Here is a 26,764-nt window from a genome sequence, read left to right as displayed (position 1 = left end):
ATGGACGGTTTAGAGATTAAGAGATTCCAAAGAGTTGTTGAGGACTTTCATTGCGAGCACTGCGGCACTTACGTAAAAGGCAATGGATACACTGACCATTGCCCTAATTGCCTTTGGAGCAGGCACGTTGATAACAATCCTGGCGACAGAGCCTGCAAATGCAAGGGTATGATGAAACCTGTAAGTGTAATATATTATAGGAGCGGAAGGTTCAAATTGAATTACGTATGCACCAAATGCAAGGCTAAAAAATCAGTTTACTCTGCAAGCGGAGACAACCAGGAATCATTGGAAAGGTTAATCAATAGAGAAACTTTATAATTTATTTGTAGCTTTTTGTGAATATTTTAGAGTTTTATATTCGTACGGCTTTACATTGCAATGCTTCCGTAGCTTTGGTTGATAAGGTGGGGTTACGGGGATTTGAACCCCGATTGGCAGATTACTTCATAATTATCAAATTTCCAGATTCTAATCATCGCTTTGCGCTCAATATATAATAAATATCTGGAGTCTGCTGCACTGCCAAGTTATGCTATAACCCCATAGCACGTATTATTTTAGGACAAAAATTTATAAAATCTATTTTTCAAACCTATATAGATTTGTTGCATATTTATTTAATATGCTTGGATTCTATAATATTCAAGGTATAGTTATGGATTTGTCATTATTATTGATTGAACCTTACAAGATTAACATTAATGTGTGGGCTTTTGAATTCATGAAGGACATATCAAGCCCTCCACTTAATACATTTATGGCCCTTTTGGCAAAGTCATTCTTAATCGTTATACCGTTGCTTGTCCTTTATCTATATTTTTCAAAAAAGGATATGAATGTATATACATTCATAGTTGCAGGAATAGTATTTTACCTTGTTTCGGATGCAATTAAATTGATTGTAAGAGAGCCACGCCCTTGCAATGTATCAGAATTAAACTGGATAAATGTAGTTTCATGCCAGTCTACCTTCTCATTTCCGAGCAACCATGCAAGTGTACTTACAGGTTTAAGCTTCTTTTTATCAAAGTACAAATACATAAGAGTATTGTATATTATCTGGCTATTCTTGGTCCTATTTGGGAGGGTTTACCTTGGATTGCATTACTTCACGGACATTTTGGCTGGGATGGCATTGAGCATAGTTCTTTATTACATAGTGATACATTTTAAGGACAAGATAAATAATTTCTTTAATGGAATTGTGAAAAAGATATTTCCAAAATTGGCATTGAAAGGATAAGATTTATAAGCATTTATTTTGATTAGATTAATATGGTATCAAAAAATCAAAAATCCAGATTAAAGGCTCCCACATTAGCAGCCATCATATTAGTTGTGATCATTATTTTAATTGCAGTTGTCTATTTTTATAGCAGTAACCAAAATAAGGCACCAAGCTCAAGCTACCTGCTATCCAAGTTAAATACCTCTCTAAGCAATTCTACTTTGTTACAACTTAAGGCCATAGCGGATAATACTACGCTTGCAAATGATGTTGGGGTGTATGTAAAGAACTTCCCTGCGGAAACTCATCTGCAGACTTCTAATATTACCATTATAAATGGAAAACCTGTAGTAATATTCTATGGTGCACAATTCTGCCCTTACTGTGCGGTAAGCAGATGGGGAATGGTATTGGCATTGATGAGATTTGGAAATTTCAGCAAACTTACATATATGCTTTCATCCCCGACGGATGTTTACCCAAATACGCCGACCTTTACTTTCTATAAATCATCTTATGAAAGCAATGACATAACTTTTGAATCGGTTGGAACGGAAACAAGGTTAGATGCGCCCTTGCAAACACCGAACAAACTGGAAAATGCGACTTTTTCGGAATTTGATTTGGACAACAGTGCTATACCACAGGATTCAAGAGGTGGTATACCTTTCATAGACTTTGGCAATTACTCGTACGAAGTTGGAGCTCTTATCCTGCCTTCAATTATCGATAACCTGAGCTGGTCAGAAGTGATAAGTTCTTTGAGCAATCCCAACACCGCGCAGTCTAAAAACATAATAGGCATAGCAAATATCTACACTGCACAGATATGCGAGATTACAAATTTCACAGAACCTGTGTGCAAAAGTAGTTACGTTAGTTCAATCTTAAAGTTAGAGAATGCAGAATAATTGCTTATATTTACTATTATAGCTTTTCTTCTTGCCTCTTTGCCAGAGTGATGATAAAGTGAAAATTTGTGTATTAAATCCTTTTTTCTACCCCTATAAAGGAGGTACTGAGAAGGTTTTATTTGAAGTTTACCGCAGGCTTGCCAAAAAGAATGATATTACAGTAGTGACATCTGCACCAAAAAATTACAGGACTGATTTTGAAGACCGGATATCTGGTATAAAAGTTATCAGGTTAAAGTCCGATTTTATATACATACCTAAAGCGCCCATGCCTTTTGTTTTTATGCATAACCTCGATGAGGTACTGAAGAAGGTAGATGCAGACTTATATCATATAAATAACCGTTTTCAGTATTTCTATTCGACCTTAAAGACAATCAAGGATATGGATAAGAAGATAGCTATAACAATACATAATTCGTCACCTAAAAATATAGATGCGACTACGGATAATTTTGGATATCTTTACGACTATAGCTGGGGCAAAAAACTCATACATAATTCAGATATTATAACGGGAGTTTCTATGGATGCCATTAAGATGACTGTCCCAAAGGAGGATGTGCGCAGATCCAAAGTTATATACAACGGAGTTGACTTCAAGCGTTTTAAGCCAAGAGGCAAGAACAACAAGATAGTAAAAAAGATAAAATCAGAGTATTATGAAACTGGGATAAATGTACTCAATAATGGCAGACTGGTTACCCAGAAGGGACAGATTTACCTAATGAAAGCGGTTTCGAATTTGTTAAAAGAGAACTATGATATAAAGCTTACCCTTATAGGAAATGGACCCCTTTATAATAAGTTCATTAGGTTTGCGAAAATGCATGGCATGTATGAAAACTTCAGGATTATAAGTGGCATACCCGAGGAGTTCCTCCCCTATTACTATAATGCTGCAGATGTGTTTGTATTCCCCTCACTCTATGAGCCCGCGGGAATGGCCTTGTTGGAAGCGATGTCAAGCGAGATCCCTTCAATGGCAACGCGAATAGGAGGTATACCTGAAATGATGGGAAGTTGTGGATTATATTTCCCTAGTGAAAATTCACAAGGAATATATTCAAGGTTAAAGAAAATAATAGATAATGGATTTGATAAGGAATTGCTTATTAAGGGCAGAGAAAGAATGGTTAAGTACCATGACTGGAACAAGATAGCAAAAGAGTATGAAGAGTTATTTGAAAGCAACTTGAGGTTTTGATTTAATGGAAGATTCAGAGAGCAAAAACAAAAAGGACAAAAAATCTATTTGGTATACTATCTTGCATATCCAAAACCTCAATGAAGACGATTACTTGCACTTGGTAAAAAGGCTGATGTATTTTGTTGGTGCAGGTTTTGTAGCCAGCTTCTTAATATTTTTTGTGATTGCTTACATAGGAGGGATTGGAAGGGTTTCAAATATAATACTCAGTTCTAATGTGGGATTATATATCTTAGCCTTTGCGGCAGTACTGTCTGGTTATCTGATAAGGTTCATAAAATGGGATTATTACCTTAAGGTTGTTGGGATTGAAGTGCCAAAGAAGAAAAGCATGGCAATTTATCTTTCGCTTTACTCTATGGATTTGACTCCTGGAAAATTGGGCAGGGTGCTGGCAGCATACACGATAAATAGGGTTACGAAAAAGAGAGTTACAAAGATAGTTCCAATAGTAACTATGGACATATTTACTGATTTTATAGGTGTGGGTATATTGGCGATATTCACAGCTCTTTATTTCAATAAATTTGTTGTTGAGGTACTTGCAATAGACATTTTATTACTTTTGCCTTACTTATTCATATTGAACAGCAGATTTTACAGATTCATTAAAAGGATAGTAAAAAACGAGAGATTCCTGAAATTTTTCAATATTTATGGTGATGAGTATTTTGCATCGCAAAGCATACTTAACACACCTAAAACTTATATTTTATCAGTATTGGTGTCGGTGCCTGCGGCATTCTTGAATGCATTAGCTCTCTATTTCTCTCTTTTGGCAATACACTTAAAGGTCTCCATACCTGTTATAGAGACAGTGTTCATTGCAACATCCTCTGCATTATTTGGAATGATAACAGGTATACCAGGTAATCTTGGAGTTACCGATGGATCTTTAGTGGCCCTCATCTCCGCTTTGTTTTCTCTCAATCTTAATATAAGCTCGGCAGTCACTATAATGTTCAGATTTGCCACTTTATGGTTTGGGGTCATAATTGGTGGCATATTCCTTGTTTACACTTTCAGGTATTGGACAAATAAAGATGTAATAAAAGAGGGATTGACGGAGAGCATAAACAATGCCAAAAACCATATAGAGAAAAAATTTGACAGATGAAGGATTAGTATATTCATTAACTTTTCTAGTTCTATTTATAATTATGTTACAGCTTTACAGCACACCAAGCAGATAAGCAAAGATTAAAATTAGTATAAACCAACTTTAGCTTGATTTATAATAAATAGACCCTATGGCCAATAAAGGTCATAGATCAGTTTCGTCAGATCCCAAATCTGGATTCAGATCGTCAGTTTCTGCAGGTGATGAATCATCCATATCTTCAGTTGACTCGTCTGATTCTGCTGTTTCGTCCCCTTTTCCTATAACTGTAATCTTCCCATTTCTTCCAGTGGACAATTGGAGGTTTCCTTTAAACTCGTTTACATAGCCATTTGAGATTTCCACTTTGTCCCCTACATTTATTGCGTCTATATCATTTTCCCAAAGTGAAATGCTTATTGTTCCTGTTTCATCCTTTAGGGTTGCGTTAGCTACTTTGAGCTCCTTCCCATACTTGGTCCTAACTTCACGGGGGTCTTCCTTATTGACAACTGTTGCTGTAATATTGACACTTCCGGTTCCTGCTCTGAGATCACTTATCTTCATTATAACACCTTTTATTACTTTTTAAAGCACTAATATTAATATTTATTTGCTTTTTATTGTGTTGATACTTGTGACATCCTCCCACATGTAAACAGTGTGGGCTTCCAGGGTGGTTATGATTTGTCGTCATGATGCCACCAATGTAGTTCCTGCTTCATAGGCAACTGCCCCCCTTGCGGAAGGTCTTATGTCGTCTCTGCAAGCTTGACTTCCCGAATGCCCTTCGGTAGTTGGACTGATGGAGTCCAAAGCCCTTTTGAGTATATTCTGTGCCGCATTCACATCCCTGTCCATTGACATCCCGCACTTTTCGCATACGAATGCCCTTTGGGATATGGACATGCTTTGCACATTGCCACATTTGCTGCATGTCATTGATGTATATTGAGGATTCACTTTCATTGCCACGCAACCAGCGCTTTCAGCCTTGTATTGCAGCAATTGTGTGAAATTTCCCCAAGAAGATTCACTTATCGATTTTGCGTATCTGTGGTTCTTCACCATATTGTTTATCTCTAAATCTTCGTATGCGATGAATGAATACGAATTCACCAATTCATTTGAAATCTTGTTTATGCAATCCAATCTTATCCTTGAAATATGCTCTGAGTATCTTGCAAATCTTGTCACTGCCTTTCTTCTGTTGGATGATCCCTTCTCCTTCCTCGATATGTTTTGTTGAAGGACTCTTGAATGTTTCCTCTGGTGTTTTGTTATTTTTGCGTTTTGGAGTATTGTATTGTCCGAAAGCGCGACATATTGCATTATTCCTAAATCAATACCAATCTTTGGTTTACCGTTTGAAATGAATGGCTTGTCCTCCTTTTCAACAGCAATCGTGATGTACCATTCCTGTGATTTTGTCTTCTTTATATTTAATGTTTTTATTCCTCCTTCAATATTTCTGTGGTTCACAAAATTTATCCTCCCTATTTTTGAAAGTTCAACCTTCTTCTTCTCTATCTTGAAGCCATTGGTTTGAGGATATGTCAAAGATGATACGAACTTCTTGTATCTTGGAAATCCCGCCTTTACCTTCTTTCCTTGCTTCTTCTCCTTGCACCTCAAGAAGAAATGTTTGTATGCATCTGACACTCTTTTTGAGATATTCTGAAGAACCTGGGAATGGATTTCCGCAAATTCCGGTTTTTCCTTCTTTAATTTGGTTATCCAAACGTTCATCCTGAATTCCGTTAAGGTTTTTCCTGTCTCCTTATAGTATGACTTTGACTTTTCAAGAAGCAGGTTGTATAGTTCCTTTGAAAGATACATCTGTCTATTCAGAGTTCCCTTCTGTTCCTTTGAAGGATACGCACGATATTTGTATGCAGTTTTCATACAAAACATGTATATTTTATTATCTGTATTTATACATATTGTGGTGGATTATATCCCACCGCTGAAGCGTGTGGGTTTTACGCCAAATTTGATAAATGTTACATTTTGTGCAATTTGGCTTTTGGTATAAATAATTTGTAACAATGATTTTATTATTCGCTTTCAATTATTTATTAGGTAATTAAATGGCAGATTTGATAGACAATTCAGAAGATAAAACAATACCTATGCATCCTTCATTTGCAGGAGTATTTGATAAGAAGCAGGCTATAAAGAAAAAATTAAGCAGTATACGTTATAAAATAGGTGTCTATAGCGCTAAAGGGGGGGTTGGGAAAACAACCGTTTCGGTTAACCTTGCTTATGCGCTCAAGGACAAAGGGTATAAGGTCGGGCTGCTTGATGCTGATATAGATTGTCCAAATATACCTTTATTCCTTGGAATAACGGATAAGATAAATGCGACACGGCTTCCACTAAGAACTTTTGAAAAGGATGGGATAAAGATATCTTCTACTGGGATGCTGGTTGGAGATATTGAAAAGCCGATTATATGGAGGGGGCCAATAATAGCTAAAATGATAGATGACTTCCTGCTCAATACCGATTGGGGGGATTTGGATTTTCTTATAATAGACCTTCCTCCAGGCACTTCTGATGCTCCGCTCTCTATAATGCAGTTGCTTGATCTGACTGGGTTCGTGCTTGTGACGACTCCGCAAAAGATATCGGGGGAAAACTCCGTAAGGTCTGGACTGATGGCTAAACGGTTGGGGATTCCTATTTTAGGCATAGTTGAAAACATGTCAAGGGATTATGATGCAAGATTTACCAATGAGGTGTCAAACAAGCTGAATACGGATATATTGGCCAATATAGGGTATGATGAAAAATTTAATCACTTCAGCGATTCCGGAAAGGTTGCAATAGAGTCGGATGGAAAGATAAAGGATGAATTTTATATGCTTGCAGATAAGATAATAAAACTATATATCACCAAGTGAATGCAGCTAAAATAATATTATAAAATTTATTTTCTTTCTTGGTAAGCCCCTTTGGCGATTATAAAAACAAATAATATTTAAATATTTAATAGTAATAATAGTATTGCTTATATTATAGCCTTAATTTAAAGGTAATTAGGACTTTACTTGTACTTAAACAATTAAAAGGTGAACAAATGGCAGAAAATAATTTCAACGGACAAAGAGTATTGTTATTGCCGGAAGGATCAGATAGGTTAATGGGAAGAGATGCACAGAGAACAAACATAGCTGTTGCAATTGCAGTGGCAAATGCGGTAAAGACAACATTAGGGCCAAAAGGAATGGACAAGATGTTGGTCAGCGATCTCGGAGACATTACCATAACAAATGACGGCGCTACAATCTTGGAAGAGATGAATGTGGAGCATCCCGTGGCCAAGATAATGGTTGACGTAGCAAAAACACAGGATACAGAAGTTGGAGATGGAACTACAAGCGTTATCATAATGGCAGGCTCTTTCTTGAAAGGTGCTGACGATTTGATAGAACAGGGAATACACCCTACAATAATAATAAGAGGGTACAAGATGGCAGCTGAAAAGGCCGAAGAGATACTGAATGGAATTTCCGAGAAAATAAACATAAATGATACAAAGACACTGGAAAAGATAGGTATGGTTGCTGAAGGTTCAAAGAACATAGGCAATGAAGACACAAAGAAGCATATCACAGAGATTGCAATAAATGCGATAAAGCAAGTTATGACAAAGGACCAAGATGGAAAAATCTATGTGGACAAGGACTTCATAAAAGTGGAGAAGAAGGCCGGAGCGAGCGTAGCAAATACAGAGCTAATCAATGGCGTACTTATAGACAAAGAAATTGCACATCCACAGATGCCTAAGAAAGTGTCTGATGGAAAGATTGCTCTTTTGGATGTAGCTCTTGAGATAGAGAAGACAGAGACTGATGCAAGGATAGAGATAACCTCGCCAGATCAAATGCAGTCATTCCTGCAGCAGGAAGAGAAAATGCTTAAGGAAATGGTAGACAAGATTGCAAAGAGTGGCGCAAATGTGGTATTTACACAGAAAGGGATTGATGATGTTGCACAGCATTACATGGCAAAAGCAGGAATAATGGCTGCAAGAAGGATAAAGAGGAGCGACATGGAGAAGCTTGCGAAGGCTACCGGAGCAAAGATGGTAACCAGCCTTGATGACCTGAGTGCAAGCGACCTTGGCTTTGCCGGTATAATCGAGGAAAGGAAGATAAGCGGAGAGCAGATGATTTTTGTGGAGAAGTGCAAGGACCCTAAGAGCGTCAGCATATTCATAAGAGGAGGATCGCAGCAGGTGATAGACGAAGTCGACCGCTCAATAACAGATCTTCTTGGAGCACTCACAACTGCAATAGAGGATGGCAGATACGTTGTTGGAGGAGGCTCTACTGAGACAGAAGTGGCCGAGCAGCTTAGAGCTTATGCAAGCGAGATAGGAGGAAGGGAGCAGCTTGCGATACAGAAATTCGCAGATGCACTTGAACAGATACCCGAAGTTCTCGCACAGTCCGCAGGAATGGACCCTATAGACACAATAGTCCAGATAAGGAGCAAGCATAAAAGCAAAGAGGGCAAGTCATATGGAGTAGATGTATACAAGGGAGCCATAAACAACATGCTTGAAGCTGGTGTTGTAGAACCTACAAAGATGAAAGTCCAAGAGATATACAGTGCAAGCGAAGCTGCAGACATGATACTTAGGATAGACGACATGATAAGCTCCAGGAGCAAAGGCGGCCCAGGCGGAATGCCTCAAGGAGGCATGGGAGAGCCGATGGAGTAAATTTAAAGTTTGATTTTTTGAAGTTTTTTAAGTTTTTGCATACTAATTTTCTTTGATATTATGGAAAACAAAAGCGTAATCTTAGTTCTTGGAATACCAGGCAGTGGGAAAACGACCATTTTAGATGGAGTTGAAGGCTACAAGGACTACAAGTACGTTAATGTTGGCACAATAATGAAAAAAACTACGGAGGAAATTTATAAGGAAGGAATTGACAGGGACAAGATAAGGTACCTGAAGGAAAGCGAGATAGATCATATAAGGGACAGGACATTTGAAAAGATAATTGAAATGGAGGGCAAGATTCTGGTTGACACCCATTCCAGCATAGAGAGGGAGGGAAAATTCATAACAGGGTTGCCTTATGAGACAGAGCTTATGAAGCATATCAAAAGCGTTATTTATATAGATGCTGCGCCTGAAGAGATACTGTACAGGAGGAGCTTGGACAAGAGCAGGAAGAGGGAAGACGATGATGAGTACATGCTCAATATGCAAAGAGATTTCAACATTTCGACATTAAGCTTTTATATGTCTTATTTGAATATACCTGTATATATGTTAAATAATAAGCATGATAAAGTTTCAGAATCAATAAGAAGGATGAAAAAGATACTGGACATGATAGATTTGGAACAGCAGTGATAGATTTGGTAGTAATGCCGCTTTATGCAGAATTGGTCGTTATAGCGATAGGAGTTTTAGATGTAATCGTAAGCATCTACCTGCAGCGCAAGGTCTTTATAGACGAAGAGAAAATGTACAGAAGCCAGATGAAAATGAAGAAATTCCAGAGCGATATGAAGGAGATGGTAAAGAATAAGGCTTCACAGGAGGAGCTTATGAACAAGCAGAAGGAGATGATGCCGTTAATGAGCGAGAATATGAGTTTTTCAATAAAATCTGCAATCCCCTCATTGATATTGTTCTTTGCAATTTACGACTTGATTCTACCATATATATACAAAGCGATAGCCCCAAATTACATTGATGCAACAGTCTACTTTATAATGCCCTTGAACTATCATACCCTATTCTGGGCAACCATATTGATACTTGGTATTGTAGGAGCGATATACATGGCAATAAGGGACAGGAAGAATATCAAGAAGCTGGCAGAGAAAGTAGAAAAGGAAATCTAATAGAAATAAATATATATTGTTACGAACAAATAATGTTTGCAATTCTATTTAATTAAGGTGTTTAAGATGCCAAAACCAATGCATAGATCCCACAGTTTTAGAAAGTTGAAAAGAGTCACAAGTACTGGCAAGGTAGTTGTACATTATGAGAGAAAGAAAAATTCACTTCCGCATTGCGGATTGTGCGGAGTAGAGCTAAATGGTATAGACCAAGATCTCAAAGGAGGCCGCAGCAGGAGAACAAACAGCAGGCTGTTCGGTGGAGTTCTATGTGCCAATTGCACAGCAAAGATAGTTACGATGAGAAGCCGCATAGAGCAGGGAGATATGAAGCTTGATGACATAGGAATAAAGGAAAAGGCTTTTGTATTGCAGCTGGTTTCACATTGATTCGGTTCTTTGTCGCTGGTTATGTTTAAAAGTTTGAAAGATGATATAGATGTTAGTAGAAGTGGGCAGAGTATGCGTAAAGAAGTTTGGCAGGGATGCAGGAAGTGCGGCAGTCATTACTTCGATAGAAAAAGATGGATTTGTCAAAATAGTTACATCAAAGAGGCCAAAGGAAAGGAGGTGCAATATAAGGCATCTTGAATTCATAAATACGAAGATTGACGTGGAAAACAAGGATCTTCTGAATAGGACATTGGGTATATCTAACAAGAAAGAGTAATTCCATTATCAGAAGAGCTTTTTCTGATCCTTTCCTTTTTCTGGGGCCATGTCCGGATAGGTATTGTTTGGCTCTGCTTGTGCCTCTGGCTTTTTGTTAGTGAATAATTCCATTACCTTTTCTGAAAGCTCCTGCTTTTTGTTGGGCGGGAATTCTTCATCCAGTATTTCAAAAAGCTCTGTTACGTCCAAGTCTTTAATATCCAGGGCCTCAGAGTTCTTTTTAAGCATTTCCATTCCCAAGTCCTTTATAGACATATTATTATCTGATTGGCTCTTTCTTATCAGGCTTAATTCTTCTTCTAAGTTCTCACTTGACAGCTTCGAGTCTATCTCGAGATGCGCGGAGTCCGAATACTTGCCCACTAAGGAACGGAGATTCAGGCTAGATATTGAAGTTCCGGCTTCTATTGTCCCTTCTAGGACCAGCCTTACGATTGGTTTCATAGGCTTTGGGATTTTGCCTTCGGTTGGGAGATTAGGTCTGCCCAAGTATGCATTCAGCATTGAATTTATAGTTTCGTCACATTTCTTGTAGACGTAATCGGAATTGGACTTGCTGAACTTCAATGTCTTTATCATGAACGGCCTTGATGGTATGTTTATGAATTGGTAACTGTCCAGTTCGGTGTCGTATAATAGAAAACCTTTGGAATCCTGCTCAGATTCCTTTAGCTGCGTAAGCACCGTGCTTCCAGGTATTAAGAAAGGTTTCCCGTACACCTTACTCTCAATCTTGTTGTGTATATGCCCGTCTATGTATAAATCGAATCCTTCAGGCAGGTCATCCAGCTTCAGGAAATCCGTGCTGAATGGCATGAAATCATATACAGATTGGTGCATCACGAATATATTGAACATTCCTTTGGTGGGCTTTGGATCAAGCTCTTTTAGCCTCTCCTTTACCTTATCATCTGATATGCCTCCTAATCCGTATACGGCTACTTTTTCGTCTCCTTTGCTGATTACTGCGGTGCCCTCACTTATATCTGCTACAATGCCTGCCAGGCTAAGCAAGTTCAATGGATTCTCCTTTCCTACTGCAGTTCTCTCATGCGTGCCGGGTATTGCAAGGATTGGGAGCGTGGTGTATATCGGATTTGCTCCGCTGAAAGAGTCTATCTTTGCTGGCCATTCCCTTTCCATCAGTGGCCTTAGGATCTTTATTGCTTGGGCTATTATGTTTGGCTTAGGGAACCTGAAATCAAATATATCTCCAGGCATTATTATTACATCCGACATTGAAGCCGCTTCCGAAAGGGCAAATTTTGCTTGCCTGAAAGCATCTTCTTCAAATCGGCTGTAACCCAGGTGCATATCAGATACGATGCCTATTTTCATCTTCACGACCTTAAAGGATTCACTTTGGCATATTTACGCTAACTCCTCCCATGCCCTGCTTCTTTTCGTTTTCCCTTGCCTCCTTTAGCAGTTCATCGGCACGGCTTTTAAGGGTTGCCTCCTTCTTCTCCAGCTCGCTTATTTGCTTTGAAAGCAGGGATGAGCGCAGGTTTATTGATTCTTCCTTGTCCTTTATTTCTGACAATGCGGAATCCTTGGTTGCTTCTATTATGACACCCCCTATTGAGGAATAGACCTTCCCCGTAGACTTTTCAACTTCGGACTTTGCTTGTGACAGATCATTTGATTGAAGCTTGTACTGCTCCAACTGTATCTTTAGGTTCTGAAGCTGCTCTTCTACTTTTTGATAATCCAAAGTCAATTTTTCAAATTCGTTATCTTCCATGTATATCACCACAATCGCAGCTGCCAAAAGGCAAATGTGCAAAAAATATCTGCTGCTTTCTATTGTTTATTTTAGATTATTATTTCTTGTCTTTAGCTTTTATTTTTCTTTTGGGGTTTTGGTATGCTTGAACCGCCACTTTTGTCATCATTGGCATTGTCCTTGTTATCGCTGCTTTTGGACGAGTTTGGATCGCCCACGTCACCTATACCTGCCAGTTTATCTATACCCAATACACCAACTGGTGTTGGTATGCCAAGCCCCCTTGACTCGGTTGGTATGAATATTAGGTGATTTCTGCCGCTTATCCCTATTTCATAAAGCATGTTTAGCGCTCTCAACTGCATTGCATATATGTTGGAATTGTAGGTCTGGGCTGCCGCTACCATGTTCACTGCGGCTAGCTTCTCCGATTCCGCAAGTATTACTCTTGCATCGCGCTCCCTTGAGGCTATTGCAACCTTTGCCATCGCGTCTTGTAGATCGTCTGGTATCTTTACATCCCTAATCTCAACAGAAATAACATCAACACCCCAAGGGGATACCCTTTGGTCTATCAGTGATTTTACCTGTGCGGCTATCTCACTCCTGCCAACTATCATCTTGCTTAGTTCAACTTTCCCTATAACATCCCTAAGGGCGGTCTGTGCCGCTAACGAAACAGACTGCTGCATGTCGTTCACCTGCAAAGCGGTCTTTTCCGGATTTTCTATCCTTGTGAACATTATTGCATCTACGTCAACTCCAACGTTGTCCTGAGTCAAAGTTTTCTCTGCGGAGAAAGTGGCAGAAAATGTCCTAAGATCAAACTTGTAAGGCATTTTCTGGATCAGCGGTATTATGAAGAACAATCCTGGCCCATATGTGCCTTTGTACTTTCCCAATGAAAGTATTGGTGCTCTTTTCCACTCCTGCAGCACTTTTATGCTCATTAGAAGGTATATAATAAGTACAATTGCAAATGCTATAATCCCGGAAGTAGTGCTGGAAGTCGCTGCATATGCTATAAAAAAGAATATCACAGATATTATTATCCCTATAATTATTGCTAGCGCGGAATTTGCAGTCATGCTCTTGCTGCTTTTATATATATAATAATAGCCAGGGGCAGCATTTGTCGACGCATTTACTGAAGGTTTATCAGAATTTTGGACCATGATCTCACATTGTATAATTTAGCGTGAAAATATAAATACTGCTTGATTATAGCAGTTTATTTGGCTTAAAAGATAATTATTAATTCTAGATTATTGAAAGGGCATTGGAAATCCAGTAAAGGTTTTTGAACAGTCTGCAAAAGGTTTTTATAAGTTCTTTTCGTTTAATTATTATGTATGGTATAAGGGGATCCAAGCAAAAAGAAAGGCTTTACGATTCTCTTGTGCGCATAGATAAAGACAATGAGCATTCTATTTATAATACTGATCCTTACGATAGTTCAATTAAAAACCTTAAAAATGGACTTCTTAAGAATTATAGGGAGGAGGCTGTAAAGGATGCACTGCTTATGGCTGGTGCAAATGCATATTATGAACATAAAAAATATCGCATAAATGAGAAAAACAGCTATTTTCCGGATTTTATAACTAATATTTACTTCAAGGGCAGGCAGGTAATACTGGAGCCACACGAGGTTTTTGACAGGAATTACGTCTCAAAAATGGATAAATTCACTAGAGAATACCCCAATTTTTATTTGGTTTTTATAGTATCGAGTGATAAATATAGATATTTGAGCAAACATATTACAAAAGAGCTTAAGAGATTTAGCAAAATATGGATAGTCAAGGATTTCAAGAACCAGAAAGAGGGTTTGGAGGAATCAACTCGGCAGATACTTGAGAAGATCAATGAACTTCGCAATAGAGACTTTGATTACAAGGCATATTTAAGGAACAGAGATAGTTCAAGGTAATCTTGGCTTTAGGTTTAAATTTTTTATTAATCGGGATAGATGTGCAATATTTGTGGTGGATATTATGAAGTATAAAAATGTACCAAATGATAAAAATTTATATATTCAAGTATTTCCTGTTGACATATACCAGAATGATGTGCATTCAATAAACAATCATGAGATACACAGGAGGATCAATGAAGGCAATAACCTGAGCGGATATATTAAGGATTATAGGGAGGAAGCTGTTTCAAAAGCACTTCAGGACAATCACAGAGATGCTTATTATGAATTTGCAACTTATGGTGGTTACAAGCCAGATTTCATAACTGATATGTTTGTTGGAAGGAGGCAGGTAATACTGGAGCCCCATGTTTATTTTGGTAATGATTATGTAAGGAAATTGAAAAAGTTCTGCAATGAATACACTAATTTTTCCTTGATATTCATAATGCCTGATAAAACCTACAAGAGCCTTGATGAGAATCTTATAAATGAGATAAAGCAGTTCAGCACAATATGGGTAATTGATAAGTTTCTGAATAACAAGGAACAGATGAAACATTCCGAAAATGCAATAAGCAGGAAAATAAGAAAATTAATAGACAAAAATAAAAGTTATGAAATGTATGAGAGATTTTGATTCACTCTTCCCCAATTGCCTTCAATATCTCTGATGTTGGCAGTTCTTTTATCAATCTCTGCATGTTTAATAGAGATCTCTCGTGTGATTCCTTGTCCTGTGAGGATACCGCGTCGTTTGCTACTACTACATAGAAACCTCTGTTTACCGCTTCCCTTGCGCTAGATTCTACCCCATATTCAGTTGCGATCCCCGTGAATATCAATGATTCCACACCTGCATTTCTCAGCAGCATCTCCGCATTCGTTCCTATGAAAAGGCTTGCGGTATTCTTGTGTATTACCACCTCGTCTTCCGAAGGTGTAACAGCCAACTCGAGTGCGTCCTTTGGCATGCCGTCAAAACTTCTGTTTGAAGCAAGGCTCGGCTTTGGCTGGAACTTTTTGGAGAGCGGGGTTATCCTTGTATATATAATGGGCATTTTTGCTTCTCTTGCCCTGCTTATCAGTGCATTGACATTTTTGAGGAATTCTTCCTTGTTAAATATTGAATTTACAAGCATGTTCTGTACATCCCAAACTATTAATGCTGTATGTGATTTGTCCATTATTTCATCTGGTGTCTCGTAAACCTTTTTGCCTTCTATATCTTTCATTTTACCACAAGTTAATATTTGAATTTATTTTATTTAAGTTTATCTGCATAAATTTTATCGTATTATACTTTTATTTTCAATACTATTTTTATAAGGTTAATTTTGAATTATGTATATTTTGTGATTTGTATGGATGAGAATGAGAACATGCCTGCATGGATAATGGCACAGGATCTTTTAACCAAGCTAAAATATGAATTTGCCAATAGGGAGATAAGCTTGCTATACGATGAGATAAAGGCAGGCAGGGTTGACTTCAAAGGAGCGTTGGTTACAGATCCGGATAAATCAAACGAAAACGAGAAGTACACCTTCATGATAAGCCATTTGATTGAGGAACGCAGCAAGATACACGAGATGTATGACAGCTATCTGAAGGACGCTGACAACATAAATGACCCTAACCTGTTAAGCAGGGTTGAGGGGTTGAAGAAGTTTATCTTGGCGGTTGACAGCATAGCGGTTTTGGAGGATTATAAAAAAGAGATGGATGACTGGATATTGGATGCAAGCCTTTCTATAACCGATAGCAATCCATCAGATATAATTTATAACACTCTTCTTAATTCTCCGAAAAGGCAGGAGATAGCAGAATTTTCAATAACCAACCCTTATTTTAAGAATGAGGTTCTTAGCAAAGATGAGTATGCATTGATCAAAAATGCTTATGATAAAGCAAAAAGCACAGATAACTCTTAAATCCTTTTATTTTTACATAAAGTATAAAAATTTTAGGCACAATACATTAAGGTTGATTTTATGGATTTAATAGGGGATTTCAAAGCTGGGATCAATGCTGCAATGCATCCAAGCAGCAATACACAAAATATGAGCCTTGGGCAGGCAATTGGTTTCTATTACAGGGCATCAGTACTGCCAGGCATAATAGCCTTAATAATAGATGGGATTATAGGATTTGTCTTGTCTCCGAGCGAAGGGGTACTTGCTTTGGCAACTATCGTGGGCTCTCTGTGGATTGCGCTTCCTCTAGGCATAATAATTGATGCTGCAATATACCAATTCTTTGATAAAATGCTCTTCGGAATATTTAATGAGGATATATCAAAAACTGCAACCGCAACGATGTTTGCGGAAATGCCAGTATTGGCATTGGCCTTCCTTTACTTTTTGCCATCTGTTGGCGCACTGACTTACTTAAAAGATGTGTTCGGTATAATAATAGGTATATGGGGAATAATAGTATTGACCATATCCTTCAGGGAGCAGCAGAAGATCAGCACAGGAAAAGCGATATTGGCCTGGCTGTTGCCTGGAATAATTTTGGGTGTGATATTTGCAATTATTATATTGGTGATGGCATTTGCCCTAGGTGCAGTGAGCCCTGTAGGCATTCCAGGCACCTCTATTTTGCCATAATTGCTAATTTTTATTTGGTTTTTAGTTAATTTATTATACTTATTTTTCTATTTCTAATTATGGAAAATGAGATAAAGATAGACAATTTGTCAAAAAATTTTGGCAATCTCCATGCGCTGCATGACATAAGCCTTGATTTGAAAGGAGGAATGCATATAGTACTTGGCCCAAATGGCGCCGGGAAAAGCACCTTGCTTAAATGCATAGATGGGCATTACAAATTGGATAGGGGATATGTACGGGTAAATGGATTGGATCCTTATACAAATGACAAAATAAGGGACAAGATGTCCATTCTTTCGGATAATTATTCCCTTTATGATGAACTCACAGTGATTGACAACCTGAAGTTCTTCGGCAGGCTTTACGGCCTTAAGGATAAGGAGATACTGGAGAATGTCTCAGAGTTCTTAAATGAATTCGATGCGGCTAGGTATCTTAAATCAAAGGTATCTACATTGAGCAGGGGCACTAAGCAGAAGATAGCTTTCTGCAGGGCTCTAATCAACAAGCCGGAGATACTTTTATTGGATGAACCTACCGCTTTTCTGGATTCAAGATCATCGCAATTGATGCATGATATAATGCAGGAGTACTCCAAAAATGGGAGGATAGTCCTGTTTGTAACGCAAAAGCTTGATGAGATAAGCAGGTTTAACAGTGAGCTGATAATACTTAGAGCGGGCACCGTAAGCGATGTGACCACTACATCAAATATTTACAGCACAATACTAAAGGACACAATAATAAACATCAGGTTGGCAAGCGGATTTGACCCAAATAAGGTGAAAGGGATACCAAATCTCTACAATGCTAATAACGCATCCCCAAATTTCATAAAGGTGAAGATAAAAAATTACAAGGACATAAATGATACTGTGGCTTACCTTATAGAAAATGGGGGTTATGTTATAGGTGTTGATTACATAGAGCCACTCATAGAGAGTCTTTCATTTGGCTAAAGGTCTTCGTAATGGCTTTGGACAGTTTTAATGCTTTCCTTTCAAGGACAAACGGGATAGGCACATTGGATTTGGTAAAGAAAGGGAATTTGTACGATATAACAGATTCGGAAGCAAATTCATTTTATGATGAGATTGTGGTGCCAAAGCTAAATCAGCTAAAAGGTCTAATTTACTATAGCGATATAATAAGGTCAATCATATCTGGAAGGTATGAAGCGATGGCAGGAAACTTCAGGTCCGCGGAAGAGAATAACAGATTCATAATAGAGAGAGGATGCTTATCGGAATTTGTTGAAGGCACCAATAAAAAATATGATGAAGCACTGAAGGATATGGACTGGCATAATATGGTGGACAGAGGCTATATAATTAGCAGCTTTGCAGAGGCAATGCGTAGGATAAGAACATTAGACCCACGGGTAAAGGAATTGGATTCGAAGAGTATATTTTTAGCTGGAAAGGCTGTATGTAAAGAGCACCTCGAATTTCCTTTTTATTCAATAACAATAAAAGCCTTTGGAGGTTTGAAAAAAGTAAGGTGCAGATGTGGAAACGAGGCAGATTACCTTACTCTGGCAATGCCTAAGGTAAGCGCCTTAATAGAGTTGGCAAGCTTCATCACGAATGCAAACCCAAATTCTCTTTATTCGGTGTATTCCAACTTGTCAAGGGTTGTTCATCCCTATGGGTTTACGGATTTTCCTAAAGGCAAGAGCTATGCATTGTGGCTAAGAGATTTAAATTTAATATTAAGCAGCATATTAAATTTGCACGGGGTGTCAAAGGTCAATCCCTAATTCCCTGGCCATTGAATTTATAGGGGTGATTACAGGCACAGGGCTAACAAGCTCCTTTGGTTCTAATACTGGAAGCAATGTGCAAGCAATGTATATCGCATCGGCGTCGGATTGTTTACCTACTTTTATAGAATCCATGATGTCCTCTTTTGAAACCTTTGTTATCGCTTTGCCTCCTGTCCTTCCCAGCGCTATTGAACCTATTATATCAAAATGGAAACCTGCAAGCCATTTTATCTCGTAATCGTGCCTCTTTTGATTATATAGGCTTATCAAGAATATCCTGTGGGCCTTTATTGAATTAAGACTGCTTATTATTGATTCTGTTGATATTGATACCTCGTTACCTTTGAGCGCTTCCCTTATGTTGCTCCAGCCCTTTTTGCTAAATGCAGAATATGACCTTGCATACATTATTTTGCTTCCTTTCTTTATGCCTGCATTTATTGATGAAAGTGCTGCGTAATTTGCTTTTAACTCAGAATTTGATTCTCCATGTCCAGGCACAAATTCTTGGTAAAATATGTTCGCCTTAAATCTGTCCCTCATATATGTTACAAGGTTGTGGTTTTCGGATGATACAATCAGATTTAGGTCAATCAAGCTTGCCGCCTCTGTTAATCCTTGACCTTTCGTGCTTTTCCATTAGCTTCGCCCACGAGCCATTTGCCTTTAATATCTTCTTTAATGAACTTCCTGCCAAGGGCTTTCGAATATCTCTAGCTGCCTCTTTTATTCTGCTTATGTCCTTTTGGGATATTTCAAATTCCTCACATCCAATTATCTCTTCCGCATGTGGCATTGAGGATATTTTAGGTATGGCAATCACGTCTTCATCGGAAATTATATATTTAAGGGCAACTTGGAATGCATTGGAATTGTACTTTTCACCAATGCTAGAGAGTACTCCATACAGCTCTGTATAATTTTTTATTTGACCGCGTGCAAGAGGGCTATATGCTATTACGGAAACGTTGTTACTTTTGCAGAAATCAAGCAACCCGGAATCTTCTACCTCTGTAAATGCGATGTTGTATTCCAATTGATCCGATACAATTTTGCTGTTCTTCGTATACGACATTGCTTCCTCAAGTTCTTTTTGATCAAAATTGCTTACGCCGATATATTTTATTTTCCCTTGTTCAACCAAGTACTCCATTGCTCTTATGGTTTCTTTTAAGTTTATGTGGTGGTTAGGCCAGTGTATCTGATAAAGTGTTATCTGACTCACCCCAAGCCTTGACAGGCTCTCATTGCAGGATTTTATCACATCACTGTAATGGAGATGATTTGGTGAAACTTTTGTTGCTATAAAAGGCTCGTGCTTTATTGTCTTAAGCATGCTTCCCAATTCTGATTCGTTTTGGTACATCTCTGCTGTGTCTATGAAGTTTACCCCTTTTTCAAACAGGTAAGCTGCAACTTTTGGGACTTCTACGGAATCAGGTATCAATTTCCAGGTGCCTAATCCGATTTCTGAGAAGCTTGTGATTGAATTTCCCAACTTCTTTAATTTCATAACGTCATCCCTTCTTATAGACCAACAGGTAATGGGATCTGTAATCATATCTGTCCGATAACTCTAACCCTTTGCTTTTCAAGCTAGCAGTCACATCGGATGCACTTAATCGTATGCTTATTGGAGGCCCATATGCAAATTCCTTATCTTCCTTGTCCCAATCAAGGTCTATGAAGTATCCGCCATCCTTTATTAGGCCGATTAGCTTGGTTAACGATTGCAGCCCTATATCATGCAGTGCGTTTGCCGTAAAGACAATTCCCACACTCTTTTCTGGCAATGGTATTGACTCTGCAGTTGATTTTATTATCTTTATGTTTTTGTATTCAGATAAGACCTTTTTCATAGTATCTATTGCCGAATCTGATTGGTCTACTGCAATTACGCTTTTTGCATGCTTTGACAATTCTGCCGCAAATACTCCACCCCCTGCGGCCACATCCAATATATCCTTGCCTTTTATTATTCCAGTTATTTTGCTCATTAAAGGAAGCAGGCCCGCAGACATTGAATTCAGCCTTTCATAGTCTATTGAGTTCCAATTGTCCATTTTATCAATTATATATAGGATTGCAAAGTTTTTAGCTTTGGCACTTGAAATTTGTATACTTGAAGATTCTGTAGGTTATTGAAATCTTATAGATGCAGGATTTCGGGCTTGTTTAGCCTTATAGCACCATTTAGAATTTTGGATTGGTCAAGAAGGAGATACATTTCTGCTTGGCAATGGCCTACTAAATTTGTCATACTCCTTTAATTTATCTTTAAGCTTGTTTTGGTCGGATACTATTATATGTTTGCTGATTTTTGACAATAGCTTGGCTTCGATCTTATTGTAGTCGGTCAATATTATTATTGAGTTTATGCCGTTCTTTACCGCATTTAGTATTACCTTAGGGTTGTCATCAATTATCAATGATGGTTTCTCTCCGTTTTCAAGCCTGCATTTTTCATTGTCCTTTGCCCTTTCAATCTTGACTTTAAGGCCATCTTTTTGAAGCTCATCTTCAATCTCTTTTATATCGTCATTGCCAAGATTCGTGTTCGCGGTCCTTACTATTATTTCCATCCCTTTGTCCTGGAGCTCTTTGAGGCCATTTATAACATTTTGATTCAACATCTTCTTAAAGTCTATTTTCTTTGCCGCTCGGGAGAAAGCAAATGGCACATTGTCAATTACGGTAAATATCGCCTCTTTATAAGCATTTTCTATTTTTGAATCTGAAGACCGTAGGTACTTGTTAAATGATTCACTGACATCGTTAACCAAGCAGCCATCGAAATCTACAACCACAAATGACATTTTATCAATTAAATGTTGTATTCCAAATATTTAAATGACAAACTAAGCATCCGTCATTTAGCTAAGTGGACTTTAGATGCTTAATGTCAGAATAAAAATAGTTTTTATTTTTTAAATAAGCTAGCGATAAATGGTTTGATACTAAAAATACCGACATTGTACCATTTAGTCCACTTACTAATCACAAAAACTAAGCAAAATATAACAGATATTGTCAAGAATATGATAACAAAAGATGCTAGATGTATAGGATTATCGAAAAGGCAGTTGTTTGGGTTGAAGAAAACGATAAAGAAGTTAATTGAAGCAAAGTGAAAGAATGGACATTGAAAAACTCAAAACATTAGGAAAACATATCCTCGTTGCATTTTGTGGGATTGTAATCTTTACTGTGGTGAGCTATGGACTTCAGGTAGTTAATTCTTACTTTGCAGGAGTGCAAAACTACTTTAATGGTCAGAGTTTTGAAAATACCTTTTACACAGTATCGGTTATATTCATTGTTTTGATGGCTATCGATTCAATATTTATTTGGTTAGAGCCTTTTGGATCTGATTCTCTAATTGACTTTATAATGATACCTCCCTAGATAGAAAATCCCTCTCCTTCAGCCCTTCTTCATGCTAAAACTATATTGGAAATTGGGACATTTGTGCCTCTTATATATAACCCTAATCAAGGTATGGGGCTGCCGAGATTTGAACTCGGATTACTAGCTCCCGAAGCTAGCAGTCTGCCAGGTTAGCGTACAACCCCTTAAAGAAGCATTACTAATTTGAAAATAAGATACTTATAAATTTATGGATTGCCTTATCTTTATTATGGAATCCGTTAAACCAAAGCCAAAAAGCAATCCTGTGCTAATCGCTGGATTCGGATGGATAGCTGCAGGCATTGTGATGATCTACACGGGATACCTGATATACTTAGACAGGATAACATCCAGCAATTTCAGGGAGGATATAGCATTTGGGCTGCTGCTCATGATAATTGGTGTATTGATATTGGCCTTGAGATCAAAGATCAACAAGATTGTCGAAGAGAAAACTGCAGAGGCAAACTTGAAAAAGCAACAGCTAAAAAGCTAAAACAATCTGCCATGATAATTCTTTTATATATATCAAGCGAAGAGATATCTGTATGTACAGTTCAGAAGACCTAAATTTTGCCTATAGGTACCCGTTCACGGATATTGCAAAGCAGATAATAAGCTCGCTTAATCTGACATCCATAGATTTCAAGTATCTTGAACTTGGCAAGGAAAGGGCAATATCAGACATAAAAGGTGACCTGCCCTATTATGATATACTAATAGATTCCATAAAGCTCGATGAAATCATAAGCTACGCATACGCGAAGATGATGGTCATGGCGTTAAAAAGGCCTGATTACGTTGAAAAGTTCTCGGTTTCGGAATCAAAAAGGGCGCTTCAGGCGATGGAAAAAGATTCCGAGCAAGATATATTCAAGCTCTCTTCTTCGTTGGGAATAACCTTGCACAAGGACCAGAATGACAATTTCCTTATAAAGTTCAATGTATATTTGCACAATATACCAAATGATCCTTTTTTTGCGCTCTCTAACCAGCAGCTTCATAATGGGTTGGTAATAATAAGCTTCAACAAGCTAAAGCGCTTGCTTGAGAGGGCATCTTACAATACAATAAAGGAAAGCTTCAACTACGAAGAAAAGGTCAAGCTTCCGAAGGAAGTTATGGATTATTCAAAAGGCATAAGGGACGAGACAAAGGTTGTCATTAAAGGGAAGAATAACACCGCTTGGATTGAAAAACTATTGGAAACTCCCATAACAGATGTAAGGCACAGGACTGTAAACTTGATACTCGCACCTTATTTAGTAAACATAAAAGGGCTCAGCGTTGATGATGCCTTTAAAGTAATAACCGATTATATAGAAAAATGCAAAACCGTAAATCCAGATACCAAGATAAATGAAACATACATAAGGTACCAGATAGAGTACGCAAAGAGCAAAGGCACAAAACCTCTTAAGTTCTCTAATGCGAAGGAGCTTCTGTCAGGGTTGATAGATTTTGACGTTAGGGCAGAATCTGAAAGCAAGGATTCGGATAAGGATAAAACAAAGAAAGGAAAGAATAAACAGGGTAAAAGTGAATAATTTATACTGTTGTAACTTTAACATCTTTTACAAGTATGTCAGGAACTAGCGCAGGCTCTTCCGCATCCCAAGAGATTGCTTGTACTGGAGATTTTGAAGCCGATTCTATATTCTTTAGCATCCTGATGATATTGTCGTTTACCCTAATACCTACTGTCTGTGTGCCTTTTATCTGGCTTATTGCGAACTTGGGCTCCCCTTTTTCTATGTAGATGGCCAGGTCTCTTGGCACGGTTGAGAAATCACCGGTTGAGTGGTTGTCAAACCTTGTATACCATGTATTTGTAACTAAGATTCCCTTATCTATTTCGGATATTAATGAATCCAATGACTTTTTAGGATTCTTGTGCTTGAATATTAAGGTATTGGGCTCAGATTCAATCAATCCTGCATTTCCTGTGCTTTCCGTATTGTGCTTCTTTGCCTCGGACCAGTTGTACAGGTATGTTTTTAAAATTCCATTTTCTATGACACTGTTGTCTTTCGTTGGATAGCCTTCGTCATCATAGCAGCTTGAGCTTATCATCCCTTTGGCTATTCCGGAATCTATTATAGATACGTTTTCATCTGCCACCTTGTGCTCTAATCTGCCTTTTAGAAAACTGCCATTTTCTATCTCTGACATAGTGGCTGCTGCAGTAACCTCTTGGAGCAGATTCGATGCAGAAGAAGGCTTGTATATTAAATCGTATGTATCGCTTTTTATTTTGCCTTTGGTCTTTATCTGCGACACGGTATAATACAGATTATCACAGAATTTCTTTATGTTTATCTCGCTATATTTAGAAAATGCTGCAGTCTCTTGGTATGAAAACCCCTCTTTTGTAGTAATATGTGCCGTGACCTTGATATAAGCGGTTGAGCTATTTGCATTGACATCCTTGTTTGTCATCAATGAATCCTTCAGCTTCTCTAAGGTTACCATTCCTGCAATGTCCTTGACATCCTTATAATCCAATTCCGATATTATCTGCTCTGCTACATCCACCACGTCTTTTATTTGAAACCCTGAAATTTTTGCATCGGGCTTTCCCCTTCCCTTATAATTGAATGGGCCTTCGGCTATCCCGTAGTAATCATTCTTTGGAGAAAGCTTTCCTATGGTTTTTGCAGCTTTTTTTAGGGTGCTTTTTACCGATTTATCTGAAACGTCTGGAAGATCCTCAGATATTAATTTCTTGGATTTTGACAGAAATAAGCTTCCATTTGTGGAATTGTCGTTTACTACTGAATCAATCTTTGAGTTTGCTATCTTCAAGTAAGTCGCTTCTCCAGATACGATATCTACAAGTATGTCGTCAAATTTCAGCTTGTTTGAATAATACAATATATCTTTTGGCATCACTTAACTCACCTGAACTGCAGCAATGCGTATGGTCCTCCCATGGTTACTGGAACACCTTGCAATGGCTCCCCCTTTCCGCATTCTCCATTGAAAAGTTCAACCTTTTTCGACAATAAAGATACAGACTTCCAAAGGTCTAGTGTGCCCTTCTCCAAACGATAATTAAGTATAGGTGAGCTTATCTCTCCTTTCTTTATAAGATAAGCTTCGTTTCCTTGGTACATTGAAAAGCTCCTTGTGTCGTCTATGTTCCATCCGTTGAAGCTTTTTACATAAATCCCATCCTTTGCTTCGGTAATTAACTCTTCAAAGGAGGAGTCTCCTGCACCTAAATAAGTGTTTGACATCCTTACCAATGGCTCTGCATCATAGCTGCTTGACCTTGCTGAGCCATTGCTCTTTCTCTTTAACATGCCTGCATATTCTCTGTTCAGCAGAAGCTCATTCTGCATGCCGTTCTTGATAATGTGCTTTTTGGCGGCTTTTACGCCTTCGTCATCATAGTAATAGAATCCTGAAGTGCCTTTTATCGATGGATAATCGAATATGTTTACACTGTCGCTTCCGATTCTCATGCCTAAATTATCCTTGTTTATGTAGCTTGACCCTGCTTGGGCCAATTCCCTTCCAAAAACCCTATCAGATTCATTGGGGTGGCCTATGCTTTCATGTACTGCAATTCCTGATATTTCGGGGGAGATTACCACATTTTTTATTGATTTAATCTTAGCGTCGCTCAGTGAGGCACCATTGTCAGCAACTGCCTTCAAGCCTTTTATCTCCTCGCTGATCCTTTTGGTTATCCTTTCGTAATCCAATACCTCAAGGCCTCCAACCCCTCCAAATTCAAGTATCCGCTCTCTTGTAGATTTTTTGCCTTTTATAAGAAGGTATATTGATAGGCCCGCTGAAGGATAATATGACATTATGCTAGAGCCTTCGCTGTTCTCGAATAATGTTTCTTCTTCTCCGTAGCCTAATGACACCTCCCTGTAAATTACCTCTTTATAGCCTTTGAGATAGTAATCTAAATCATATGCCAGCTTGCTAGCTTCTCTTTCGTCCAATATTTTCGGTGTTACTCTATATTTACCTTTTACTGTCTTCTCGCTTGACAGCTTTGTGCTGCCCTTAGGCATCCCTTTTATTTTGCTTATGGCTGACATTAAGCTGCTTTTACTTAAATCATTGGTTGACATGTTGTAGAATAATCCATTCTCCATTATTCTTATCCTTGCACCTTTAGAGGAAGAGCTGAAATTTCCATCAAATATCCCATTATGTATGTCAAATGCGCTAGAAATGCCGCTTGATAAATAAACTTCTGAAAAATCGTACTTTGCGGTTTTCTTTGAGATTAAATCTAAAAGAAAATCAGGACTTTCGCCTTCGTAAAGGCTCTTGGACTTTAAATCCAATTGTTCACCTTATAATATA

32 protein-coding genes and 2 tRNA genes are annotated in these 26,764 nt (G+C 38.1%); 20 read left to right on the top strand and 14 right to left on the bottom strand.

What is annotated here, in order from left to right:
• Complete coding sequence (locus Mia14_RS05045; RefSeq protein WP_088820594.1) at positions 1-321, top strand: RNHCP domain-containing protein; 321 nt, start codon at positions 1-3, stop codon at positions 319-321.
• 87 nt (positions 322-408) lie between these two features.
• Here Mia14_RS05045 and Mia14_RS05040 read toward each other — a convergent pair.
• Positions 409-545 (bottom strand) — tRNA-Trp (locus Mia14_RS05040).
• A 113-nt stretch (positions 546-658) separates the two neighbouring features.
• On the opposite strand from Mia14_RS05040, the gene Mia14_RS05035 reads away from it, so the two are divergent.
• The 4 genes from Mia14_RS05035 to Mia14_RS05020 all read left to right on the top strand — a co-directional run bounded on the left by Mia14_RS05035 (position 659) and on the right by Mia14_RS05020 (position 4,472).
• Positions 659-1,246, top strand: a complete 588-nt coding sequence (locus Mia14_RS05035; RefSeq protein WP_157891478.1) for a phosphatase PAP2 family protein — start codon at positions 659-661, stop codon at positions 1,244-1,246.
• Between the two features lie 206 nt (positions 1,247-1,452).
• Positions 1,453-2,142, top strand: a complete 690-nt coding sequence (locus Mia14_RS05030; protein ID WP_338025066.1) for a DUF929 family protein — start codon at positions 1,453-1,455, stop codon at positions 2,140-2,142.
• Between the two features lie 58 nt (positions 2,143-2,200).
• The gene (locus tag Mia14_RS05025) at positions 2,201-3,352 is read left to right on the top strand and encodes a glycosyltransferase family 4 protein (protein ID WP_198539376.1); all 1,152 of its coding nucleotides are present in this window, start codon (positions 2,201-2,203) and stop codon (positions 3,350-3,352) included.
• A gap of 4 nt (positions 3,353-3,356) precedes the next feature.
• A complete protein-coding gene (locus tag Mia14_RS05020; protein ID WP_088820590.1) occupies positions 3,357-4,472 on the top strand; it encodes a lysylphosphatidylglycerol synthase transmembrane domain-containing protein in 1,116 nt (371 codons plus the stop codon).
• Positions 4,473-4,619: 147 nt separating this feature from the next.
• Here Mia14_RS05020 and Mia14_RS05015 read toward each other — a convergent pair whose 3' ends face one another.
• Together Mia14_RS05015 and Mia14_RS05010 are read right to left on the bottom strand one after the other, a co-directional pair.
• Positions 4,620-5,021 carry an OB-fold nucleic acid binding domain-containing protein gene (locus Mia14_RS05015; protein ID WP_088820589.1) on the bottom strand — a complete coding sequence of 134 codons (402 nt, stop codon included), beginning with the start codon at positions 5,019-5,021 and terminating at the stop codon, positions 4,620-4,622.
• 126 nt (positions 5,022-5,147) lie between these two features.
• A complete protein-coding gene (locus Mia14_RS05010; RefSeq protein ID WP_198539375.1) occupies positions 5,148-6,359 on the bottom strand; it encodes an RNA-guided endonuclease InsQ/TnpB family protein in 1,212 nt (403 codons plus the stop codon).
• Between the two features lie 185 nt (positions 6,360-6,544).
• Between Mia14_RS05010 and Mia14_RS05005 the strand changes: the two genes are divergently transcribed.
• The 6 genes from Mia14_RS05005 to Mia14_RS04980 all read left to right on the top strand — a co-directional run bounded on the left by Mia14_RS05005 (position 6,545) and on the right by Mia14_RS04980 (position 11,001).
• Positions 6,545-7,363: a P-loop NTPase gene (locus Mia14_RS05005; protein WP_088820587.1), complete on the top strand. Its 819-nt coding sequence runs from the start codon at positions 6,545-6,547 to the stop codon at positions 7,361-7,363.
• A gap of 176 nt (positions 7,364-7,539) precedes the next feature.
• Positions 7,540-9,189 carry a thermosome subunit beta gene (gene thsB / locus Mia14_RS05000; protein WP_088820586.1) on the top strand — a complete coding sequence of 550 codons (1,650 nt, stop codon included), beginning with the start codon at positions 7,540-7,542 and terminating at the stop codon, positions 9,187-9,189.
• A gap of 60 nt (positions 9,190-9,249) precedes the next feature.
• Complete coding sequence (locus Mia14_RS04995) at positions 9,250-9,834, top strand: AAA family ATPase (protein ID WP_088820585.1); 585 nt, start codon at positions 9,250-9,252, stop codon at positions 9,832-9,834.
• Positions 9,835-9,848: 14 nt separating this feature from the next.
• Positions 9,849-10,331 carry an EMC3/TMCO1 family protein gene (locus Mia14_RS04990; protein ID WP_088820584.1) on the top strand — a complete coding sequence of 161 codons (483 nt, stop codon included), beginning with the start codon at positions 9,849-9,851 and terminating at the stop codon, positions 10,329-10,331.
• A 66-nt stretch (positions 10,332-10,397) separates the two neighbouring features.
• A complete protein-coding gene (locus Mia14_RS04985; protein ID WP_088820583.1) occupies positions 10,398-10,721 on the top strand; it encodes an eL34 family ribosomal protein in 324 nt (107 codons plus the stop codon).
• 49 nt (positions 10,722-10,770) lie between these two features.
• On the top strand, positions 10,771-11,001 hold the full coding sequence (locus Mia14_RS04980; RefSeq protein ID WP_088820582.1) for a KOW domain-containing RNA-binding protein: 231 nt from the start codon (positions 10,771-10,773) through the stop codon (positions 10,999-11,001).
• Between the two features lie 8 nt (positions 11,002-11,009).
• On the opposite strand, the gene Mia14_RS04975 is transcribed toward Mia14_RS04980, so the two are convergent.
• The 3 genes from Mia14_RS04975 to Mia14_RS04965 form a co-directional block, all read right to left on the bottom strand.
• Entirely contained in the window at positions 11,010-12,341 is a 1,332-nt protein-coding gene (locus Mia14_RS04975; protein ID WP_088820581.1) for a metallophosphoesterase family protein, read from the bottom strand.
• Between the two features lie 19 nt (positions 12,342-12,360).
• On the bottom strand, positions 12,361-12,747 hold the full coding sequence (locus Mia14_RS04970) for a prefoldin subunit (protein WP_088820580.1): 387 nt from the start codon (positions 12,745-12,747) through the stop codon (positions 12,361-12,363).
• Between the two features lie 92 nt (positions 12,748-12,839).
• Positions 12,840-13,904 carry an SPFH domain-containing protein gene (locus Mia14_RS04965; RefSeq protein WP_088820579.1) on the bottom strand — a complete coding sequence of 355 codons (1,065 nt, stop codon included), beginning with the start codon at positions 13,902-13,904 and terminating at the stop codon, positions 12,840-12,842.
• A gap of 173 nt (positions 13,905-14,077) precedes the next feature.
• Between Mia14_RS04965 and Mia14_RS04960 the strand changes: the two genes are divergently transcribed.
• The gene (locus tag Mia14_RS04960; protein ID WP_088820578.1) at positions 14,078-14,662 is read left to right on the top strand and encodes a hypothetical protein; all 585 of its coding nucleotides are present in this window, start codon (positions 14,078-14,080) and stop codon (positions 14,660-14,662) included.
• 64 nt (positions 14,663-14,726) lie between these two features.
• Positions 14,727-15,287 (top strand): hypothetical protein, encoded by a 561-nt coding sequence (locus Mia14_RS04955; protein ID WP_088820577.1) that lies wholly within the window; start codon positions 14,727-14,729, stop codon positions 15,285-15,287.
• Position 15,288: 1 nt separating this feature from the next.
• Here Mia14_RS04955 and Mia14_RS04950 read toward each other — a convergent pair whose 3' ends face one another.
• Positions 15,289-15,882, bottom strand: a complete 594-nt coding sequence (locus Mia14_RS04950; protein ID WP_088820576.1) for a cysteine hydrolase family protein — start codon at positions 15,880-15,882, stop codon at positions 15,289-15,291.
• A gap of 129 nt (positions 15,883-16,011) precedes the next feature.
• On the opposite strand from Mia14_RS04950, the gene Mia14_RS04945 reads away from it, so the two are divergent.
• From Mia14_RS04945 to Mia14_RS04930, 4 genes are read left to right on the top strand one after another with little or no spacing between them, the layout of a single operon-like run.
• Positions 16,012-16,581 carry a hypothetical protein gene (locus Mia14_RS04945; RefSeq protein WP_088820575.1) on the top strand — a complete coding sequence of 190 codons (570 nt, stop codon included), beginning with the start codon at positions 16,012-16,014 and terminating at the stop codon, positions 16,579-16,581.
• A 60-nt stretch (positions 16,582-16,641) separates the two neighbouring features.
• The gene (locus Mia14_RS04940) at positions 16,642-17,259 is read left to right on the top strand and encodes a hypothetical protein (RefSeq protein WP_088820574.1); all 618 of its coding nucleotides are present in this window, start codon (positions 16,642-16,644) and stop codon (positions 17,257-17,259) included.
• Positions 17,260-17,318: 59 nt separating this feature from the next.
• Complete coding sequence (locus Mia14_RS04935; protein ID WP_088820573.1) at positions 17,319-18,221, top strand: ABC transporter ATP-binding protein; 903 nt, start codon at positions 17,319-17,321, stop codon at positions 18,219-18,221.
• An 11-nt stretch (positions 18,222-18,232) separates the two neighbouring features.
• The gene (locus Mia14_RS04930; RefSeq protein ID WP_088820572.1) at positions 18,233-19,021 is read left to right on the top strand and encodes a hypothetical protein; all 789 of its coding nucleotides are present in this window, start codon (positions 18,233-18,235) and stop codon (positions 19,019-19,021) included.
• Here the strand turns inward: Mia14_RS04930 and Mia14_RS04925 are convergent.
• The 4 genes from Mia14_RS04925 to Mia14_RS04910 form a co-directional block, all read right to left on the bottom strand.
• Positions 19,004-19,624 (bottom strand): maleate cis-trans isomerase, encoded by a 621-nt coding sequence (locus Mia14_RS04925; RefSeq protein ID WP_088820571.1) that lies wholly within the window; start codon positions 19,622-19,624, stop codon positions 19,004-19,006. The genes Mia14_RS04930 and Mia14_RS04925 overlap by 18 nt on opposite strands.
• Entirely contained in the window at positions 19,617-20,540 is a 924-nt protein-coding gene (locus Mia14_RS04920; RefSeq protein WP_157891477.1) for an aldo/keto reductase, read from the bottom strand. Before Mia14_RS04920 ends, Mia14_RS04925 begins: the two co-directional genes overlap by 8 nt.
• Positions 20,541-20,544: 4 nt before the next feature.
• Positions 20,545-21,090 (bottom strand): class I SAM-dependent methyltransferase, encoded by a 546-nt coding sequence (locus Mia14_RS04915; RefSeq protein ID WP_088820569.1) that lies wholly within the window; start codon positions 21,088-21,090, stop codon positions 20,545-20,547.
• 147 nt (positions 21,091-21,237) lie between these two features.
• Positions 21,238-21,843, bottom strand: a complete 606-nt coding sequence (locus tag Mia14_RS04910; RefSeq protein WP_088820568.1) for a phospholipase D-like domain-containing protein — start codon at positions 21,841-21,843, stop codon at positions 21,238-21,240.
• A 319-nt stretch (positions 21,844-22,162) separates the two neighbouring features.
• On the opposite strand from Mia14_RS04910, the gene Mia14_RS04905 reads away from it, so the two are divergent.
• Positions 22,163-22,432 carry a hypothetical protein gene (locus tag Mia14_RS04905; RefSeq protein ID WP_088820567.1) on the top strand — a complete coding sequence of 90 codons (270 nt, stop codon included), beginning with the start codon at positions 22,163-22,165 and terminating at the stop codon, positions 22,430-22,432.
• A 94-nt stretch (positions 22,433-22,526) separates the two neighbouring features.
• Here the strand turns inward: Mia14_RS04905 and Mia14_RS04900 are convergent.
• A tRNA-Pro gene (locus tag Mia14_RS04900) sits at positions 22,527-22,599 on the bottom strand.
• 65 nt (positions 22,600-22,664) lie between these two features.
• Between Mia14_RS04900 and Mia14_RS04895 the strand changes: the two genes are divergently transcribed.
• A complete protein-coding gene (locus Mia14_RS04895; RefSeq protein WP_088820566.1) occupies positions 22,665-22,931 on the top strand; it encodes a hypothetical protein in 267 nt (88 codons plus the stop codon).
• 52 nt (positions 22,932-22,983) lie between these two features.
• Entirely contained in the window at positions 22,984-23,982 is a 999-nt protein-coding gene (gene priX / locus Mia14_RS04890) for a DNA primase noncatalytic subunit PriX (protein WP_088820565.1), read from the top strand.
• A gap of 1 nt (position 23,983) precedes the next feature.
• Here the strand turns inward: priX and Mia14_RS04885 are convergent, their stop codons facing one another.
• A complete protein-coding gene (locus tag Mia14_RS04885; RefSeq protein WP_232780238.1) occupies positions 23,984-25,324 on the bottom strand; it encodes a metallopeptidase TldD-related protein in 1,341 nt (446 codons plus the stop codon).
• A gap of 8 nt (positions 25,325-25,332) precedes the next feature.
• A complete protein-coding gene (locus tag Mia14_RS04880) occupies positions 25,333-26,745 on the bottom strand; it encodes a TldD/PmbA family protein (protein ID WP_088820563.1) in 1,413 nt (470 codons plus the stop codon).
• Between the last annotated feature and the right edge of the window lie 19 nt (positions 26,746-26,764).

The sequence above is a fragment of the Candidatus Mancarchaeum acidiphilum genome, assembly GCF_002214165.1.
Classification (GTDB): Archaea; Micrarchaeota; Micrarchaeia; order Micrarchaeales; family Micrarchaeaceae; genus Mancarchaeum; species Mancarchaeum acidiphilum.
Note: the sequence above shows the minus strand (reverse complement) of the source record. Positions and strands in the feature narration are given on the sequence as shown.